Origin of the sequence: Flavobacterium sediminis (genome assembly GCF_003148385.1) — a bacterium.
GTDB lineage: Bacteria > Bacteroidota > Bacteroidia > Flavobacteriales > Flavobacteriaceae > Flavobacterium > Flavobacterium sediminis.
In genome coordinates this window covers 2775234-2792532 of sequence record NZ_CP029463.1, presented here as the reverse complement: position 1 = coordinate 2792532, position 17299 = coordinate 2775234, and the positions used below count along the sequence as shown (strand labels likewise).

The following is a 17299-nucleotide window of genomic DNA, read 5'->3' as shown; positions in this document are numbered from 1 at the left end:
TTAGTATATAAATGAAAATAGAGTTAAAACAAGAAGATATAGATTTTGATGTGCTTACAAGTGATGAGCTTATCGAATACATTTCTTTTAAAAATGAATTTCCTAGCGAAGCAGAAAAGGCATTTATTGTATTCTGTAATAGATTTCAACAAGATGTTATAAAAACTGCTGAAATTTATTCTAATAAATATGGGCACAGTGAAGTTATTGCTCTTGATATTGCAAACTGTACTTTTGCTAAAGTATGGAAATACCATTCTTTTGATAAAAGTAAGTCAAAGATTAAGGATATCGATAAAGCAATAAAAATATGGCTTCATGCGATTGTTTTTAATGAGTTAATGAAATATGGAGTAAAAGATACTTGTAGTGAACCCGAGGAAGACGATTTGTCAATAGTTGAGAATTTAGATGATTTAGTTTCTCTTACAGTTGGTGAAGACTCGGAAAAAAGAAAAGATTTAAAAATTAGATTAGAAATAATTGAAAGGGCAATGTTGGGCTTATCAGAAAAGCATAAAATAATCTATCTTACTTATAAAGCCTACGAAAACAATGGAAAAAATATTCCAAGAATAGTAGGTAAGAAATTAAGAGAAAAATTAAACCTTGTTCAAAGTTCAATTCAAGTCTATAAAAAAGAAGCAACTGACCACATTAACAATTATTTGAATAGTTTAAATGGCAATAGATAAAAAATATATTGGTAAAGTAACTAATGATAATCTTGATGATTGGTTACATTCTACTGGTTTTTTGTATCCGACAAATGAAAAACAGTTAGATAGATTTAATAAATTATATGAGGAATATGATTTTAAGTTAAAAAACGCGACTATTGATGTGAAATCTATAATTGAAGGAACTCTGTGTAATAAATCAAAAGTTATCTCTTTAGATATTAGTAATAGTGTTATTAACGAAATTGAAAGTTTAAAAATGGTTGCTAGAAAAGGTCAAAGTAATCTACCAAAACATATTATTGATAAAATGAAAAAAAAGCATCGAGATTCAGATGATACAAAATAATTCGAAATCTAAAATTAGAAAACTTGCTGAATCAATTGCTTTAAAATACAATGAAAAGATTACACCTCTTGAAAAAATAGTTGAAGCTGAAGATTTAGAAGTTTTCTATGATGATTATGATAAAGGAACATTTGATGGAATGACTGTTTATGATGACGAAAATTTTTACATTCATATTAATACTGCTAATGGCAACAGAATAGACTCTGCTAGAGGACGATTTACATTGGCACATGAACTAGGCCATTATATCATTGATTCTCACCGAATAGGTTTAAAATTAGGATTATTAGAGCCACATCCATCAAGAACTAACCAAAAGCAATTTAATGAGATTGAAAGAGAAGCTGATTATTTTGCTTCATGTTTATTAATGCCTGAAGAGAGATTTAAAAAAGATTTTTTTAGAAAAAAATTTAGTTTTGAGTTAATTGATTCTTTGAGTAAGGAATATGGTGTTAGTATTACAGCTTGTGCATTCCGTTTTGCTCAAATTGGTTCACATCCAATAATGATAATATATGCTGAAAATGGAGCAATTAAGTGGACTTATTCCAGTGATGATTTTCCATTTAAGTACCTCCTTAATAATCAAAAAATTTCTGATTCATTTGTTATGGGTGAATACTTTAAAAATACTGCTACAGAAATTTCTAAAACAGCTCAAATAAGGGCTATTGACTGTTTCAATTACGTTAAAGCAGAAGATTCTAATAAAAAATTTTATGAGCATTGCATAACTCATAAAAATTCTGCTTTAAGTATAATTTGGGAGGATTGATACTTTATTTTAAAGAGCATCCTTTTTATGCTTTATATTTTTAGGATTTAACTAGTAATTATTTAAATTTAAGTTAACTAGGGTAACTCATTATCTCATTCACCTGCACAAAAATCGCTCCTAGTCCAAGTATTCCTAGCATCAATTCTTTGTTTGTTTCATTTCGTTAGTTTCAGATATAAAAAAGAAATAGGTACGCTAACGCTGAGGTATTTTTACCCCACCCAATCCAACGCTCCCCACCGCACAAGTGGTATTTCCCACGCGCACAGCATTTGTTTTTCCCAAGGTAAGCCAATAAAAAAAGGGTTCCAGTTTTCCCAAACCCATCGCGCACTGTTACCCTTTTTTTATCCACTTACTGCCAACGCCAAAAACAAAAGCTGTCTTCCTCCAGTTAAACCACTCCCAAGCTATGTTACATAATAAACCTTATAATTCCTTCCTTAAAAATCCCAACGCTCCCGCAGCGGCAGTTATAAGGGTTATTATGTAAAATATCCGCACTCCAACGCTCCCACCCAGAAGCGGTAAGTATTTTCATTGTTTTTTAGAGTGGCTTTGCATTTCCACAACATATAATCTTTTCACTATTCATGTATTACTTTCCACTCAACAATTAGCCACCCTAAAAATCAAAAAAGAAAGGATGTACAATTAAAAATTGCACACCCTTTCCAACGAATCGCTTTCAAATCACGTTTAGTTCTCCATAACAACAGACCAAATACAATCGTTTTTAAATTGAAAATCAGTATTTCAAAACAAAAAAAGTAAAAAAAAGAAGGCAAAGGTTTGTTCCAGGTATTCAAAAAAAGCAAGTTCAAGCCTTCGGTTTCAGATAAAATCTCCACCCCAAAAGTCTCATAAACATAATCCATCTGAACACTGCGACTGAATACTGCTCACTTATAAGGGGTAGTATTTTATCTGAAAAACTTGCTTTTTTGAAACCTTCCACATGAAATGACGGCTTTCTTTTTTTTCCTTTTTTCTTTTGAAAAGAAATTTTGTGTGAGGGCTGTCCGAACCAAATCATCTTTGGGAAATAACCAAAGTCTGGAGAAGAAAGAAGAATTAACCTTTAATTCTTTACTTATGACCAATTTCATTGTTAAAAGCCACGTAGTCGGAAAATCGTATGCAAAACCGCATTTCTTTGTTTTAAACAAAGGATTAAACAGCGGAAAACCACAAAACGAACCTTTTACAAATTCCTTTGTCTTGATCTTCCAAAAAGAAGAAGACAAAGAAGACGTTTTTTGGATTGCTTCCAGTTTATGGAAATCTAAATTTTGGATGACTTATTTGCGAGGTTCTGTAATACCATTTTTGGCACTTTATGAGTTTCAAAAGGAATTTTTTCCAAAAGTGAATCGTTTACTGCAAGAGCACGAGCAACATCAAAAAAATGTAAAAGCGTTACAGCTCTTGCAACAACAAGAAGCACATCACGCAAAAAACATTCACTTAATCAACGAGCTTCGTAATGCTATTTTGATGAGGTATCGCAACAAATAAAAAAAGCCTGGTCTTACGACTAGGCTTTCGTTTTGTTTAACCCAAAGGTCACCACAACTAGGGCTAAACTTATTTTTTGTGCTTCTTATTCAGGCTTTTAAGTACTAACGAAATAGTAAAACTGACTACAGCTCCAATAGTGGCTAAGATAACCGTTTTTGCAATATCTTCAGATTGAATATTTGGTGCAATACTTAAAAATGTACCACCTGCAGTACCTATTAGCGTGTGATTATTCGCTGTCATTTGGAATTGTCAACTGACTTGCAGCTGTCAAAACACTTCCAGCAACCGCAACATAACCGCCAATGGTTGTAACAACAACTGGCAAAGCTACTGGAGCTGCTAAAATAGTTCCACCAACTGCAGCTAATGCCAAACCAATAGTACGAAGCACTTTAAAAAACTTAGGTGTGGGAGCCGAAACTCTATTAACTATATTTTTCATAATTAAAATTTAAGATTGAACAATTAACGTAACACTTTCTTGATTATCCAAAGCTTTGTAAACAATGCTTTTAAGCTTCTCAAAAGCTTTTATCGAAAGTAATCCAAGTCCTGGTCCAGAAAGTTTAGTAACCGGAGCAATACAGCCTTGTAATTCCTTCTGTGCATTATTAGCTGGATGAACAAGAATAAATTTTCTATTTGGCACATCCACTAATTCCAAATGCCATTTGAATTTTGAGCTATATCGCTTTCTAATAAAATATTTCCCTTCCGGAATACAGGAAACTCTTGTTTCGTTCATCTTCCAAGGCAATTCTATGGTATTACATATCAATTTGCCTTCACATTCGAGTTTTCCATTAGTTCCTTCAGGGAAATAAGTTCTAGTTAACCAAATAACCATTACACGCCACCATCAACTTTAACAATCGATAACGGGTTGAAAGCACCATTTTTCAAAGGGTACATTTGCCCATTAATCTCTTGGTAAAATTCAATACCTAAAGCCAAAACTAAAGGTTGTGTAGAGTTAGCTGTAACAGCATTACTCAAGTTGATTACAGCTGTAGCAGTTCCATCCCAAGGTAAAATTGCGGTTTCGGTAGTTTCTACTACATAGGTTTCGTTCGTAAAATCGATTTCAGCTCCTCCAGAAATCACTTTAAAGTGAGTTGTTCCACTTGGAGCAGCAATCATATTCGCAGGTACAAAAGATGGAATAGAAACGCTTAACGTTCCGGCAGCTCTGTCAATCGCTGAGGTAAACGGAGCAAATAAAGAAGTACCTAGTTTTCCACGAATATTAAATTCGAATCCAAGTACCAATTCAATTTCACCATCAATTACATTTCGTAATCCTCTTTCACTCACAGCATCCGCTTGAATTACTTTTACCATTGTTTGAGTCAAACGACTCACCATTCTACCATCAGCAGAATTCAAAAGCAATGGGCGCAAAGCAGTTCGTAAAATCTTTCCGGCTTTTCCAGCTCTACCAAATTCGGAACCGTTTTCACGCGTTCTCTGGAACGCAGGATCACTCGCAATTCTGCTCGCGTCAATTCCACCTTTCTCACGAGCCAAATGACCATCTTGCGTTTTGTAAAAGGTAATATCCCCGATAGTACCTTTCAATTTAATTATGCCTTTCTGTCTAGCCATAACTTCAAAAATTTTATTAATAAATCAGTTAAAAACTCCTTCAATCTCCATCACGTTGCAACATTTTTAGATTGATTTAGAAACAAAATTTAAACAATAAATGAAAGTTTCAAAGTAGTGTGTCATCACATGACACATTTGTCCAAATCCGACACATATGACATCTAAACAAGTTCATTTATCGTTTCTGAACCAGTTCAAATAATAATTATTTTTACTAAAATTAATTCTGATAATCAGTATGAAATAAGTAATTCAAAGCCTAGTCAAAGGCATAGATAAAGTATGAAAATTGAAAAAAAGAGAATATGTATCTATCCAAAGGACATACAACGCATTACAGGGAAGAGTTATAGACAAAGTGCAAGATTATTACAAAAGATAAGAACTGACCTTAAAAAGCTTGAAAATGAGTTTGTATCGGTTGAAGAGTTCTGTAACTACACAAGCTTAAAGATTGAACAAGTAGAACCTTTAATTGTTGGATAAGATTGAGAAAGAAAGTATTAATTATTAAACTTCATTTCAAACCCTTTTTACACTCTTAACCAGTTCAATAAATGAACAATAATTATACTTTTTTACTTTGTTTAATCCTCTAATTTTCATAGATTTGTACTAATAAGATTTCGAAAAATTTGCACATTATTTATCGATGCAAAAGCGAGACCCTAGGATTTTTAAAATTGTTAAAACCAATAATATCAAGCGATTAGAAGAGGATGATAAATCCCTCTTTCTCCGCCACTTCAAATTACAAACCCTTGAAAATCAAATACTTTCAAGGGTTTTTTATTTTTGGTTGCCGTTATAGTTGCCTCTTTTGCTCTTTTAAACCCTTCTATAATGTTTTTCTTTTACTTTGAACTTTGTATTCTTTTCATAAATCTTTGGAAAATTTAAAATATAGTTATCAAATCCAATCATTTTAAAAATCAAAACATTTAAAAGTGTATAAAGTCTAACACTAGCATAGTATAAATCATAATCTTTTAATTCAATTGAGCGATTTGCACCTTGTTTTTTAAAATCTGGAACTCTACCATGTAAAAAATCATTTCTCGACTTAATCACTTTCAAATCCTCATCTAATAAAGTAATTCCTAATATTGAAAAAGGTTTCTTTAAACTTTCTAAATTAGTAATTTGATTAATATTTTCAATCCTTACTTTTAACGTATTAACATCTATAAATGATTCTTTAGTTGAATGCTTATTTAATACTTCAATTAAGTCTATTTTAAAATCTTTAAAATCTTGTTTTGAATTTATTGGTGCTATTTTTTCCTTTTCTGCTCCAATTATAATATCCGATAGTGTTTCAAGTGCTATGGAATATCCACTTGGTCTAAAAATAAGACTTGCCTTTGTTGATTCAATGATTAACAATATCGTTGCTGTAAATTCATCATTTGTAATTAATTTATTGCATAAAAATGAAAATTCACTAATTGTTAAAGGTCTAAATATTTTCAATTTATAATATTTTTCTGCAACCTTTCTGTAATCATTTAACCAAGAAAATGGGTTTGTATTTATTGGATTCATTAATGTTTTTATTTCATCTCTTAATGAGGTAAAATAAAAATCATTGTAGTTTTCCATCTTTGCATTTGAATAAGAAAAGAAATAACCTTTATTTCCTGCAAAATACCCCGAAACGTAACCTAAAGCTATCCTTATAGCAAATGTTTTATTACTAAATTCCTCGTAAGTTTGCTTTTTCCGAGATTCAATAATAATGTATTTGTTTTTATTTTCATCCTTTTCCTCCATTATAAATATTTCTTCATCCATTAGATTTATTTTTGTTGCTACACTTGAACGGATGCCGTAATCATTTTCAATAACTATGTGGTCAATTTGAAAGTGTATATCTAAAGATTTTGAATTTGGAATAACAAATTTAAAGTATTGTTTTTTTGATTTTGAAAAACCTTTAGAATGTAATTCATTAATTGAGCCTTCTAAACTTTGATTTGAAAATCTACCAATAAATACACTATTGAAAATTATTGTTTTTTCATTAGAGTCAAAATTTACTTTTTTAATAACATCTCCAACACCAATGTTTTTACTTTTTCTGCTATACTTATTAAAATCAAATTCAACTTTAAACTCATTTTTCAAGCTAGATAACTCAACCTCATCAATTCCATCTAATGAAGATTTTGACTTTCTAAAAATACCTTTTTTAGGTATTTCAAAGTCATTGATAAAAGTTATAGGCTTTTTATTATAGAAAAAAGGTATTCTTTTTGAACTCATATTTAAAATTTAATTTCTGGAAAAACAATTGAAACTATTTCATTGTATTTGCCGTCTTGTTGGGGTTTCCAATTGTTAGTATTTAAAATTTTAGGTTTCAGCAAACCTTTTTTATCCTCACTATTGCAAAATTTATCAATTCCCCAATAGGTTTCAATTGCTTTTACAATAACATCAAAGAATACAACTCTATCATTTTTCAAATTAGTATAATGATTAACAACTTGAATTAAATTTGAAAAATTATTTCCTATAACTTTTTTTATTTTAATTGATAAAATTGCAAAAAGTAACTGCTGAATTGATACATTATAATTAATATATAATTCTTTATAATTAGTCAATCTACTCAAAAAAATACTTATTGAAATATAGTAGACAATTGTATTTTCGTTTAGTTTATCTGAACTTTGAGTTTTTCTATTAAATTCATTATTAATAAACTCTTTATCTTCTTTTGTAAAAGTGTACTCATCCTTGAAAAACTCAAAAATCTTATCATACATTTCACTCTGTTGCATTAAAAACAATCGCTGATAATTAGTTAAAAAAAAATCGTTTCTTAAATCAATTATTGTACTTCTATTATTCTCATCAAAAGCAATATTTTTATCTCGAATTAGTTTTTGACTTGTTGTTAATTCTGGTATTCTAACTTCATCCTCAATCTCATCTTCATAGTATGAATAATTGTAATCTTCATAATCATACTCAATATTTTTCTTTTTCTCTTTTAGAAGTTTTAAAGCATTCTCTTTGGCTTTTTGTTGCTCTTTTAGTTCCTTTTCTCTTATTTCTTTTTGAGTTGCTAAAATCTCATTATTTAAAATTTCCTCTGCTTTTTTCACATCAAAATAAAAGATTTTATAATCAACTTCATTAAAAATCAATTTATCAAAACTTACATATTCAAAACACCAATCATAATCAATTTTTAAGTTTACAATTTTTGGCTTTTGATAATAACATAAAAGATATAGTTCCTTATTTTGTAATGATAAATTTATTGCCACTTCATCCAATACGAAAGCATTTCTATTGTTGGAATAAAAAACATCTTTTTGGGTAAAAAGTTGTTTTAAGTCGTCAATTTCAAAATCTTTGAAAATCCATAAAAGATAAATGTTATTTGTTTTATAAAAGTGTTCTCTATCAACTATAACGCTTAAGAATGTAGTAGATAATTGAATTTCAAAAACTACCTCAACATTTTTGTAATTCGTCTTAATATCTGGTTTTTTCCATTCAAGATAATTAGAGTTACATTTAACCACTTTTTCTACTAGAATATTTGAAAAGTCTTTATTTAATTCAAGAATGTTTTTAATTAAATGTTTTGTTTCAAAATGCAATAATCCTTCTTTTGCACCATTATATTTTACACGTTCAATTTGTTCTCTTGTAGGCTTTGCATCTGTCTTTAAAATGCAATCTCCTTTTTCTTTTTGATGTGCAAAATGCAATACTTTCTTTCTTAACCCTTTACCTCCATTTATCTTAATATTTTGATTACAAAAATAACATACAAAAATAGGCTCCCTTATACCTTTAATAACCTCTTGTAATTCAATTCTACGTTTCCAAATTACATTTTTACTTTGATTGAAAAAAATATCGGCATCAATTGGGTTTCCATCCTCTTTATTTAAAACTTCTTGTATGGTTCTTTTTGTACTCATTTAATAAACCTTTAAAAATAAAATTGATAATCTAGCCAAGAAATTGCAATTTGATATTCATTAGATTGGGGTTTCCATCTTGAAAAATAAAAACTAAAATCTACCTTATATCTATTATAACTATACATTTGCCTAAATAAATTGTAAACTTCCATCTCTGAACTAGAAAAACCAAATTCTCGCTCAATATCAATTGGTCTTACCATACTAGGACTTACAATTATCCAAGCTGTATCAAATGAAATTCGTTTATTCAAACAAGTTGCCTCCCACATTTGTTTAAAGACATAACTTCTATTCGACAATTTATATTTATTTGGGACTCTACTCTCTATATCATGTAAAAGTTGCTGTATTTTTATAATTGCATTTTTCACATAATTATAATCTACATCCAGCCTATTCTTACTATTATTTTGTCTAGCATTTGAACCAGTTTTACTGAAATATAAATCTGTAGCTTTTCCTTGCGAATGTATAATACAGTCCCTTGTACATTTTATTTCATTTACTTCGTTTATTAAAATTTCATCTAATATTGAGGTTAACTCTAAAGTATCTGAAAAAGATTTTATAAAACTATCAAACTTACCATAAGCAAGGTCAAGTATTTTTTGAGTTGCTTTTTTATGAAACAATTCTAATATTGAGCCTTCCTCCAGTAATTCATCTATTTCAAATTTCTTTGCACCAAATTTTTTGGGATATGAAATTAAAATCTGTTTAAGAATTTCATTTATTTGATGTTCAAAAATGCTGACTAAACCAATTATTGTAAATTCACAATTTTGTAGTTTCTCTTCAATTGAAAATTCATCTGAATTATAAATTTTATCGTTGATATTTTTTAACTCTAAAATTTTTTTGTTTGCATCATTAAAAGAAGTTTCTATTATACGACTAAGTCCCGCTCTTCTTGAAATTGTCAATAGGTTTAAATCCATTTTTTTAATATTTTATTTTACTCTCATACTCCGTAAAAAATACAACCTTATCGGAAAGATATTTTTCATTTACTATATAAACGATTAAATCTGCTTCGTTTTTATATTTTACTTCAAACCAAACTCCTTTTTTTACATTTCTAATCCATTTCGTTTTTAATACAATCCAGTTTGCATCATATTCATTTTCAGTAATAATAATTTTATAATTTGCCTCTTTTGGATTATCTGTATAAAAAACTTTTTGAGAATATGATTTAAACCCTAATAACAGAAACATAAATAAAAATAACAGTTTAGGTCTCATCTATTTAATTTTACTCAAATTTAATTAAAAAATATGTAGATTTGTTATAGAAAATATAACCTCATCAGTTGAGGTAAAAAATATGTACTCTTTAGAAGTCCTTGTTTACAGAATCGGCAAAATTCAAATACAAACACAAGGGGCAATAATAGAAGTACGCCGTCTGGCGTACCTGCTCCGTTATTTGTGTTTGGGCTTTGCCGAGCCATGTAAGCAGTAATGTGATGCGTGGTACGCTTTTTTTTGTATTACGGTTTTCCACATGGTTATTCTAAATAGTCAAAATAGATTTGTGAAATTTAATTTGAATATTTATGACTATTGAAAATTCTAAGAAATGGTTTAACAATAAACCTTTATTAATTGCTCTTCTTTTTCTCTTTCCTCCAGTTGGAATTTTTGGAATGTTTAAGAAACAGTCTGCACTTTGGAAAAAGTTGCTTTACACATTCTTTGCCTTAATTTCCTCATTACTCTTGTTAGTTTTTATATTGGCTATACTAAATCCTATAGATTATTATAAAAGTGGCTTAGAAAACTTTAAAAATGGAAAATATGAGCTTGCTATAAAAGATTTTGAAAGTGTTAGTTCTAGTAATGAAAATTACAATGATGCACTTTCTAAAATTGAGCTTTCAAAAAATAAATTAAAAGACCTGGAGTTAAAAAAAGAACAAGAACAAATTCAAGTGTTAGAGAATTTAAAATCTTTTCAAAATAAATGGTCGGACAGTATTGTTTCTACGTGGAACGGAAGCTATATAAATAAATATTCTATTAATGAAAACAGAGATACTATTTTCTTTCAATTGAATAAAGAAGCTACAAAAGGGAAATGGCGAGATATGGCTCAAATGTACGAATCTGTATATAAAAAGAATCTGGACAGTTTGTACAACTCTAAATTAAAGTTAGAATTTAATACTTCAATTATACTATTGCCTAACAAAGAACAAGAAGAAAAGAATATTGAATTGCTTAACAGACAAAAAAAGATTCAAATGCAATTTTCTTCATGGGATGGCTCTCATTCTGCATTAAAAGATTATGTAAAAGAAAACATGAACGACCCTTCTAGTTTTGACCATGTTAAAACTACCTATGCGGATAAAGGAAATTATTTAATTGTTCAAATGACCTTCAGAGGTAAAAATGCTTTTGGTGCAAAAGTTTTACAAACTGTAAATGCAAAAGTAGATTTGGACGGAAATATATTATCTGTAAACTAACTTAAAAAATTACAATATGAAAAAATTATTAGTACTACTGTTTATTTACACATTACTTATATCATGTTCAAGTGATGACACCAGTACTCCTGCAACTCCTCAAAACGATTATATTGAATGGTATATAAACGGAGTTAAATACACAAACGGCAATTTGAGCCAAAAAGTAATTGCAAATTCTAATTTGCAAATTTTAGAAGATAGTAGTAAAGAATTGTTTTTGTCTGTTGTTCCAGATAACCCATTTATTCAAAATACCACCTACAATACTACCAATTCTAATATTGATATAACAGCGAAGTATCCTTTTCCTGCAAATTCCATTTATGATGGAATACAATATTCAATTAAAAGTTTAAAAATATTAGAATTTAATAACACTTATATTTCTGGAGAGTTTGAAGCTAGAGATGCAGAAATTATTGATTCTGAAACAGGAAATTCAGAGGCAGTCTCTTATGATATTCTAAATGGTAAATTCAAAATATACAGATAGAAAAATATCTGTTTTTCAAACATCAAAAAATGGCTCGGAGGAGTACTTCTAGCCTAGTTAATGTTATAAAAGAGTACTATATTTTAATGGTGGGGTACTTATCCCCATCTTAGTAAAAGTTAAAGCCCTTTAAAATCAAGAACATTTCTATTTTTGATTTCTTAGGGCTTTTGTAATTGAAAAAAAAAATATTAAATAAACTTGTACCTACCTCTTCATAGTTCTAAAAACTTCTTCAATCTGCTCTTTGTCAAGGCAAAACAAGTATTGTCGTAGTTCGGTAGCCTTTTTATTTTGCGGAAGTTGGTTAATGTAAAATTTAAGCATTTTGAACTCCCTATTTAAGGATTCATAAACTATTTCTTTTGTTTTTATGCTAACTTTATCATTGCCCGCACATAAAATTTTAATAATTGATTTAAGCCCAACAAATCTTTCATCCATTGGTAGATATGCAAAAGATTTCTCTAATCCAACAAAATCCTCTTTAAAAGCTTGAAACAATTCTTGTTTTGCATTTTTAGTTAACTTGTTAGTTGATTTTAATTTTCTTCCTCCAGAACTTTTTTGAATTTCATTCTTTTTTAAATTGTCATCTCCGAAATTTTCATTTTCCATAATTAAAAAATTTGTTTGTTAAAAATAATCCCTTTTTAAAACCTGCACTTTGTTTACAAGTGCAGGTTATTTATTCATTTATTATTCTTTTGTATTTATTTTATATATGTATACCATATTTGAACAAAAAAATGCTATAAATGAACATTTGGTAAACTGTATTTGAACATCAACATTGCTAAATTTGAACATTGCTTTTTAATGTGCTAGCTTTGAACATTTCTGCTTTCAAACCAATTAAAAACATCAATATTTAATTTTAGGAAATGATTTTTTTGCGGTTCAATTAGATTTGCTTCTTTAAATTTACCTTTTGTAGTATCATAGTGACTTTTACTAATATTTAAAAAGTCACAATATTTTTCTTTACCTGCAATTGCAATTTTACTATCATATTTTTTTGATAAAGAGTATATCATGTAAAGAAAAGCATATTGCTTTAGAGAAAGTTTTAATAGTTTTCTATGTTTATGATAAATCTTCACATATAAGCCAGCTATTTCAAACTTTTCTTTAACATCTACTGATATATAATAAGCTTTGCCTTGGGCTTCAACTTTATTAATATGCCCTTTAGATATTAATTTTACTAATACTTTGTCCAAAGTATTCCTTGAAATACATAAAGTTTTACTTATTAATGATTTATCAAGCTTAATTTCATTTCTCTTACTGAATTTAAGCATGATTTGAAGAACAATATACTCTTCAAAACCAATTTCTAAACCCTTCATTACCTCAAAATATAATATCGAATAATTATCCTTTACAGGATTTTTTATAAATTTGTTATCCATAAAAGAAGATTTAAAAAGGCGTAGTAATTTTGCAGATTCAAACGCCTTTTTTGTTTAACAATAATTACTTATTTCTGTTGTGTTTGATTCCTCTTGGATTCTCTAAGAGTTTCTCTATGTCCTCTCTTTTAAATCGAATCCTAGTATTAAATCTGTAACTCGGAATGATACCTTGTAGGCACCAATTGTGTAAAGTGGGTAAACTAACCGAGAGAAGTTTTGCTGTCTCTTCTCGAGTTAATAATTCATTTGTATAGTTAGAAGATTTTTCCTTTTGCTGTTTTATAACAGCTTCTATCTCTTCCTTCACAGCCTCTCTAAAGAGTTCTTTTAGTTCCTGCGGAGTAATTCCTTCAAGATAAAACGACATAAGTTTAGTCCATTGTCTAAAATGAAAATGTTAAAAATTTATAATATGTTCTATATGATTTAAACAGCTTTGGAATTTGATAAAACTATACAGTAAAGCTGTTCAAATGTTCCTACCATAAAATGAATATGGTTCTATGAAGTCGAGTATAGTTTTTAACTTTCTATGACAAAACTAATAATAAATTTCGATTACAAAAAGTTAAATTCAAAAAAAATAAATATAAAACCCTTAAATTCAGTTGTTTATTAAATTTCAATGAAATTTAATTGATATTCAAAGTATTAATATTCAATTACTTAAAAAAATCATTCTGAGCCATTAAGACGGCATTTTCTTCGTTAGAAATTTTTATATATTGTAAAAAACTTGCCTCTGTTTTATGTCCAGTAATTCGCATTATATTCAAAGAATTCATTCCTAACTTAAAACTATTCGTTGCAAACGAACGTCTTGCAGTATGCGAACTTATTAAATCATATTTTTTAAAAATTTCCTCTGTTCTTTGTCCCCTTTGGTTTTTACTATTAAAATATCTTCATCAATCTTTACTTTTTTACCCAACTCTTTAAGATACTCATTAATCTTTTGATTTGTTATTTGTCTTGGCATTACACCATTATATTTATTTAAAATAGCTCTTACTTTTGGATGCACTGGTATTACTACCTTTTGCTTTGTCTTTTGTGTTACTATTTCCACGACTTCAACACCATCAATCGTTTTAAAATGTTGAGGTTGTAAGTTACTAAAATCTGAAAATCTCAAACCTGTAAAACAACCTACAATAAAACTATCTCTAACTCTCTCTAATTTTGGATTTTCGCTCAAATCTTCATTATACATTTTTTCAAGCTCTTCAATAGTTAAATAGATATGAGTTATATCTTCTTTTTTGATAGTAAATTTTCTGCTTTTGTAAGCTGTATTAATATTGTAACCATATTCAGAGGCTTCATTTAAAAATAATTTCAAATTTTGGATTAATTTCAATGAATAATTTACTGAAAGCGAACGTGGCGGAGAATATAAAAAGTTTTGAAATTTATCCAAAAAATCAATGTCTATATCTTCGTAGTTTAATTTACCATATTTCTTACTGTAATCTTTAAGGTGCTTTAAAGTCTTTTTATATACTTGAATTGAGCCTTTCGGTTTTCCTGCTAATTCTCTTTTTTGAATAAATTCATCAATAAAATTTAAAAGAGTTGGAGTTTCTTTTTGTTTTACTTTATTAAGTGAAATATCTAAAGCTTTTTTAAATTCAGAAATAGAAAGTGGTTTACTTTCAATTAATGAATTTCTATAGATTTCCTCTGTTTTATTTCTTAACGTTTTTAAGTAATAATTAAATTCGGCACTTTGAGGAAATTTAGATTTTCCTTCAGCACATTTGTTTTCAAAATCCCAATGCTTTTTTAAAATTTTTTGACCTGTTGAATAAACAAGTTTCTTACCATCGTATCTAAAGATTAGTAGAACTAAATTTTCTTTTTTCTCATCTACAGGGGACTTTAAACTAAATATAACATTACCCATAATAGTTGCCGTTTAAGTTGCCGTTTTTATTTTTTCAAAGATACTTAAATTTTATTTATCTTTGTTGTAAATCAGCTATAACAAGTGCAAATTAAATAAGTTAGATAAAAACAGATTAAGTTAAATACAAAAAGTTCGGGAGCCTCTTTCTCCGCGAGCTGAAAAGCAAACGGTACTAAAACCCGCTAAATTCAATGATTTAGCGGGTTTTTTCTTTTAAGTCTATACCAAATTATTCATTAAATCTCAAAGTTTAGGTGTCTTTCAAGGTGTCACTAAAAAATTAGAATTTCAAGTGACTCCTCGCAACGAAAACACCACTACTACAAGGTGTTCAATAACATATTCAAAAAATGTACATCTTGTGTGTAGTTATTAAATCGAATAAATTTAATACTAACTTTAAGGTCACCAACAATGAACACAGCAGTAGCAATTCTCTTCTACATCAAGAGAGCAAAAGTTAACAATTTAGGAGTTTGTCCAATCTACACCAGAGTAACGGTCAATGCTAAACGATTTGAGTTTAGTACCAACAAATACATTAATCCCGATAAATGGTCCTCAGAAGGTAGCAAAGTAAAAGGCACTAATGAAGAAGCTAGAACAATCAATAGTCATCTTGATTATCTAAAAAATCAAGTTTTAGAAGCAGAGAAGAAACTATTCAAAAAAGACATTAGTATAACTTCAGAGAATTTAAAAAATGAATTATTTGGTTTTTCCGAAACCAAGCGTATGCTCGTTCCCATCTTCCAAGACCATAACAACAAAATAAAAGAATTGGTTGGAAAAGAATACGCTCCAGGAACACTGGAACGCTACACTACTTCATTGAAACATACTATCGAGTTCATGCAATGGAAATACAACGTTTCTGATATCGATATTACAAAGATAGATCATGCCTTTATAACCGATTATGAATTTTGGTTACGAAGCGTAAGAAACTGCGCTAATAATACAGCGGTGAAATACATCAAAAACTTCAATAAAATTATCAAGATATGTTTGGCCAATGATTGGTTGGATAAAAATCCATTTGCAAACTACAAATCCAAAGTCAAAGAAGTAGAACGTGTGTACCTCAACGAAGACGAGATTCAAACTATAATAGAAAAAGACTTTAAAACAGAGCGATTATCTTTAGTTCGCGATATTTTCCTTTTCAGCTGCTTTACAGGTTTAGCCTATATAGATGTCAAAAACTTAACGAAGTCGCATATAAGCTACGGTATTGATGGCGAGCAATGGATTTTTACTCACAGACAAAAAACAGAATCAGCTTCAAAAATTCCAATACTTCCGGTGACACAAATTATTATCGATAAATATGAAAATCATCCACAATGTTTAAATGAAGATAAACTACTCCCTATCCTGTCCAACCAAAAAATGAATGCCTATCTAAAAGAAATAGCCGGTGTTTGTGAAATCGAAAAAGAACTAACCTTTCACATTGCCCGACATACATTTGCAACTACAGTAACGCTTACAAATGGTGTTCCTATTGAAAGCGTAAGTAAAATGCTGGGGCATAAAAATTTGAGAACTACTCAACATTACGCTAAAGTATTGGATAGAAAAGTAAGTGAGGATATGAAAATTTTGAAAGATAAATTTAGTTCTAGTTTTAAGTTGAATAGTAAAGAAGCATAAAAAAAAGTAAAAATTAAAAATTAATTTTACTACTTTTACAGCTGTGAAATTTTTAAACTACATATTATCTCTGTATTTAGTAGTACTTTCATGTTTGCCATGTGCAGATGTGGAAGCAACTAGTTTTACGCACACTTCTAGTAAAATAGACACAAACCACGAAAATCATTCACACGATAAGGAAAATGACGCTTGTTCTCCTTTTTGTGTTTGTAATTGTTGCAGACAAAGTGTTTTATCTTATGTTCCTACAATAGTTTTTAATTTTCATACTCCAACAGTAGAAATTCAAACGCTAAACTCCATTTACAAATCTAATTTGTATTCCAATTTCTTTGGGAGTATTTGGCAACCACCTCAAATAGTATAATGAAGCCCGAGTAATTTCGGGTTAGAAACTTGTGTTTTTACCACAAATTATGGCAAATTTTTAATTTGCTAATTTCTAATT

At 29.0% G+C, this 17299-nt stretch carries 21 protein-coding genes; 9 read left to right on the top strand and 12 right to left on the bottom strand.

The genetic code is table 11. From position 1 onward, the window contains the following. Positions 1-11: 11 nt before the first annotated feature. From DI487_RS12870 to DI487_RS12845, 4 genes are all read left to right on the top strand, one after another. Complete coding sequence (locus DI487_RS12870; protein WP_109570000.1) at positions 12-695, top strand: RNA polymerase subunit sigma; 684 nt, start codon at positions 12-14, stop codon at positions 693-695. Next, positions 682-1029, top strand: a complete 348-nt coding sequence (locus tag DI487_RS12865; protein WP_109569999.1) for a hypothetical protein — start codon at positions 682-684, stop codon at positions 1027-1029. The genes DI487_RS12870 and DI487_RS12865 overlap by 14 nt, the downstream gene beginning before the upstream one ends. Then, complete coding sequence (locus DI487_RS12860) at positions 1016-1810, top strand: ImmA/IrrE family metallo-endopeptidase (protein ID WP_109569998.1); 795 nt, start codon at positions 1016-1018, stop codon at positions 1808-1810. Before DI487_RS12865 ends, DI487_RS12860 begins: the two co-directional genes overlap by 14 nt. A gap of 1041 nt (positions 1811-2851) precedes the next feature. After that, entirely contained in the window at positions 2852-3331 is a 480-nt protein-coding gene (locus DI487_RS12845; RefSeq protein WP_245896393.1) for a DUF6943 family protein, read from the top strand. A gap of 69 nt (positions 3332-3400) precedes the next feature. Here the strand turns inward: DI487_RS12845 and DI487_RS16085 are convergent, their stop codons facing one another. From DI487_RS16085 to DI487_RS12830, 4 genes are read right to left on the bottom strand one after another with little or no spacing between them, the layout of a single operon-like run. Further along, a complete protein-coding gene (locus DI487_RS16085) occupies positions 3401-3577 on the bottom strand; it encodes a hypothetical protein (RefSeq protein ID WP_170108208.1) in 177 nt (58 codons plus the stop codon). Continuing rightward, a complete protein-coding gene (locus DI487_RS12840) occupies positions 3564-3779 on the bottom strand; it encodes a hypothetical protein (RefSeq protein WP_109569995.1) in 216 nt (71 codons plus the stop codon). Before DI487_RS12840 ends, DI487_RS16085 begins: the two co-directional genes overlap by 14 nt. Positions 3780-3788: 9 nt before the next feature. Then, complete coding sequence (locus DI487_RS12835; protein WP_109569994.1) at positions 3789-4184, bottom strand: DUF5675 family protein; 396 nt, start codon at positions 4182-4184, stop codon at positions 3789-3791. Beyond that, on the bottom strand, positions 4184-4942 hold the full coding sequence (locus tag DI487_RS12830) for a hypothetical protein (protein WP_109569993.1): 759 nt from the start codon (positions 4940-4942) through the stop codon (positions 4184-4186). The genes DI487_RS12835 and DI487_RS12830 overlap by 1 nt, the downstream gene beginning before the upstream one ends. Positions 4943-5227: 285 nt before the next feature. Here DI487_RS12830 and DI487_RS12825 point away from each other — a divergent pair, with 285 nt between their 5' ends. Beyond that, positions 5228-5431 carry a hypothetical protein gene (locus tag DI487_RS12825; RefSeq protein WP_109569992.1) on the top strand — a complete coding sequence of 68 codons (204 nt, stop codon included), beginning with the start codon at positions 5228-5230 and terminating at the stop codon, positions 5429-5431. A gap of 342 nt (positions 5432-5773) precedes the next feature. On the opposite strand, the gene DI487_RS12820 is transcribed toward DI487_RS12825, so the two are convergent. The 4 genes from DI487_RS12820 to DI487_RS12805 are packed head-to-tail and all read right to left on the bottom strand — an operon-like array spanning position 5774 to position 10140. Further along, positions 5774-7210 (bottom strand): hypothetical protein, encoded by a 1437-nt coding sequence (locus DI487_RS12820; RefSeq protein WP_109569991.1) that lies wholly within the window; start codon positions 7208-7210, stop codon positions 5774-5776. A 2-nt stretch (positions 7211-7212) separates the two neighbouring features. After that, positions 7213-8889: a DUF6035 family protein gene (locus DI487_RS12815; RefSeq protein ID WP_109569990.1), complete on the bottom strand. Its 1677-nt coding sequence runs from the start codon at positions 8887-8889 to the stop codon at positions 7213-7215. Between the two features lie 11 nt (positions 8890-8900). Next, positions 8901-9833, bottom strand: coding sequence for a hypothetical protein (locus DI487_RS12810; protein WP_109569989.1), 933 nt, complete (start codon positions 9831-9833; stop codon positions 8901-8903). Positions 9834-9837: 4 nt separating this feature from the next. Continuing rightward, positions 9838-10140 carry a DUF6150 family protein gene (locus DI487_RS12805; protein ID WP_109569988.1) on the bottom strand — a complete coding sequence of 101 codons (303 nt, stop codon included), beginning with the start codon at positions 10138-10140 and terminating at the stop codon, positions 9838-9840. 314 nt (positions 10141-10454) lie between these two features. Between DI487_RS12805 and DI487_RS12800 the strand changes: the two genes are divergently transcribed. After that, positions 10455-11369, top strand: coding sequence for a hypothetical protein (locus tag DI487_RS12800; RefSeq protein ID WP_109569987.1), 915 nt, complete (start codon positions 10455-10457; stop codon positions 11367-11369). A 16-nt stretch (positions 11370-11385) separates the two neighbouring features. Continuing rightward, positions 11386-11865 (top strand): hypothetical protein, encoded by a 480-nt coding sequence (locus DI487_RS12795; RefSeq protein WP_109569986.1) that lies wholly within the window; start codon positions 11386-11388, stop codon positions 11863-11865. A gap of 207 nt (positions 11866-12072) precedes the next feature. Here the strand turns inward: DI487_RS12795 and DI487_RS12790 are convergent, their stop codons facing one another. The 4 genes from DI487_RS12790 to DI487_RS12775 form a co-directional block, all read right to left on the bottom strand. Then, positions 12073-12483, bottom strand: a complete 411-nt coding sequence (locus DI487_RS12790) for a hypothetical protein (protein ID WP_109569985.1) — start codon at positions 12481-12483, stop codon at positions 12073-12075. A gap of 206 nt (positions 12484-12689) precedes the next feature. Next, entirely contained in the window at positions 12690-13280 is a 591-nt protein-coding gene (locus DI487_RS12785) for a hypothetical protein (RefSeq protein WP_109569984.1), read from the bottom strand. A 64-nt stretch (positions 13281-13344) separates the two neighbouring features. Then, positions 13345-13650 carry a helix-turn-helix domain-containing protein gene (locus tag DI487_RS12780; protein ID WP_109569983.1) on the bottom strand — a complete coding sequence of 102 codons (306 nt, stop codon included), beginning with the start codon at positions 13648-13650 and terminating at the stop codon, positions 13345-13347. 471 nt (positions 13651-14121) lie between these two features. After that, positions 14122-15189: a site-specific integrase gene (locus DI487_RS12775; protein WP_109569982.1), complete on the bottom strand. Its 1068-nt coding sequence runs from the start codon at positions 15187-15189 to the stop codon at positions 14122-14124. 417 nt (positions 15190-15606) lie between these two features. On the opposite strand from DI487_RS12775, the gene DI487_RS12770 reads away from it, so the two are divergent. Both DI487_RS12770 and DI487_RS16645 read left to right on the top strand, forming a co-directional pair. Continuing rightward, positions 15607-16848, top strand: a complete 1242-nt coding sequence (locus DI487_RS12770) for a site-specific integrase (RefSeq protein ID WP_072780933.1) — start codon at positions 15607-15609, stop codon at positions 16846-16848. A 43-nt stretch (positions 16849-16891) separates the two neighbouring features. Then, positions 16892-17218 (top strand): DUF6660 family protein, encoded by a 327-nt coding sequence (locus DI487_RS16645; protein WP_227658696.1) that lies wholly within the window; start codon positions 16892-16894, stop codon positions 17216-17218. The last annotated feature ends 81 nt before the right edge of the window (positions 17219-17299 follow it).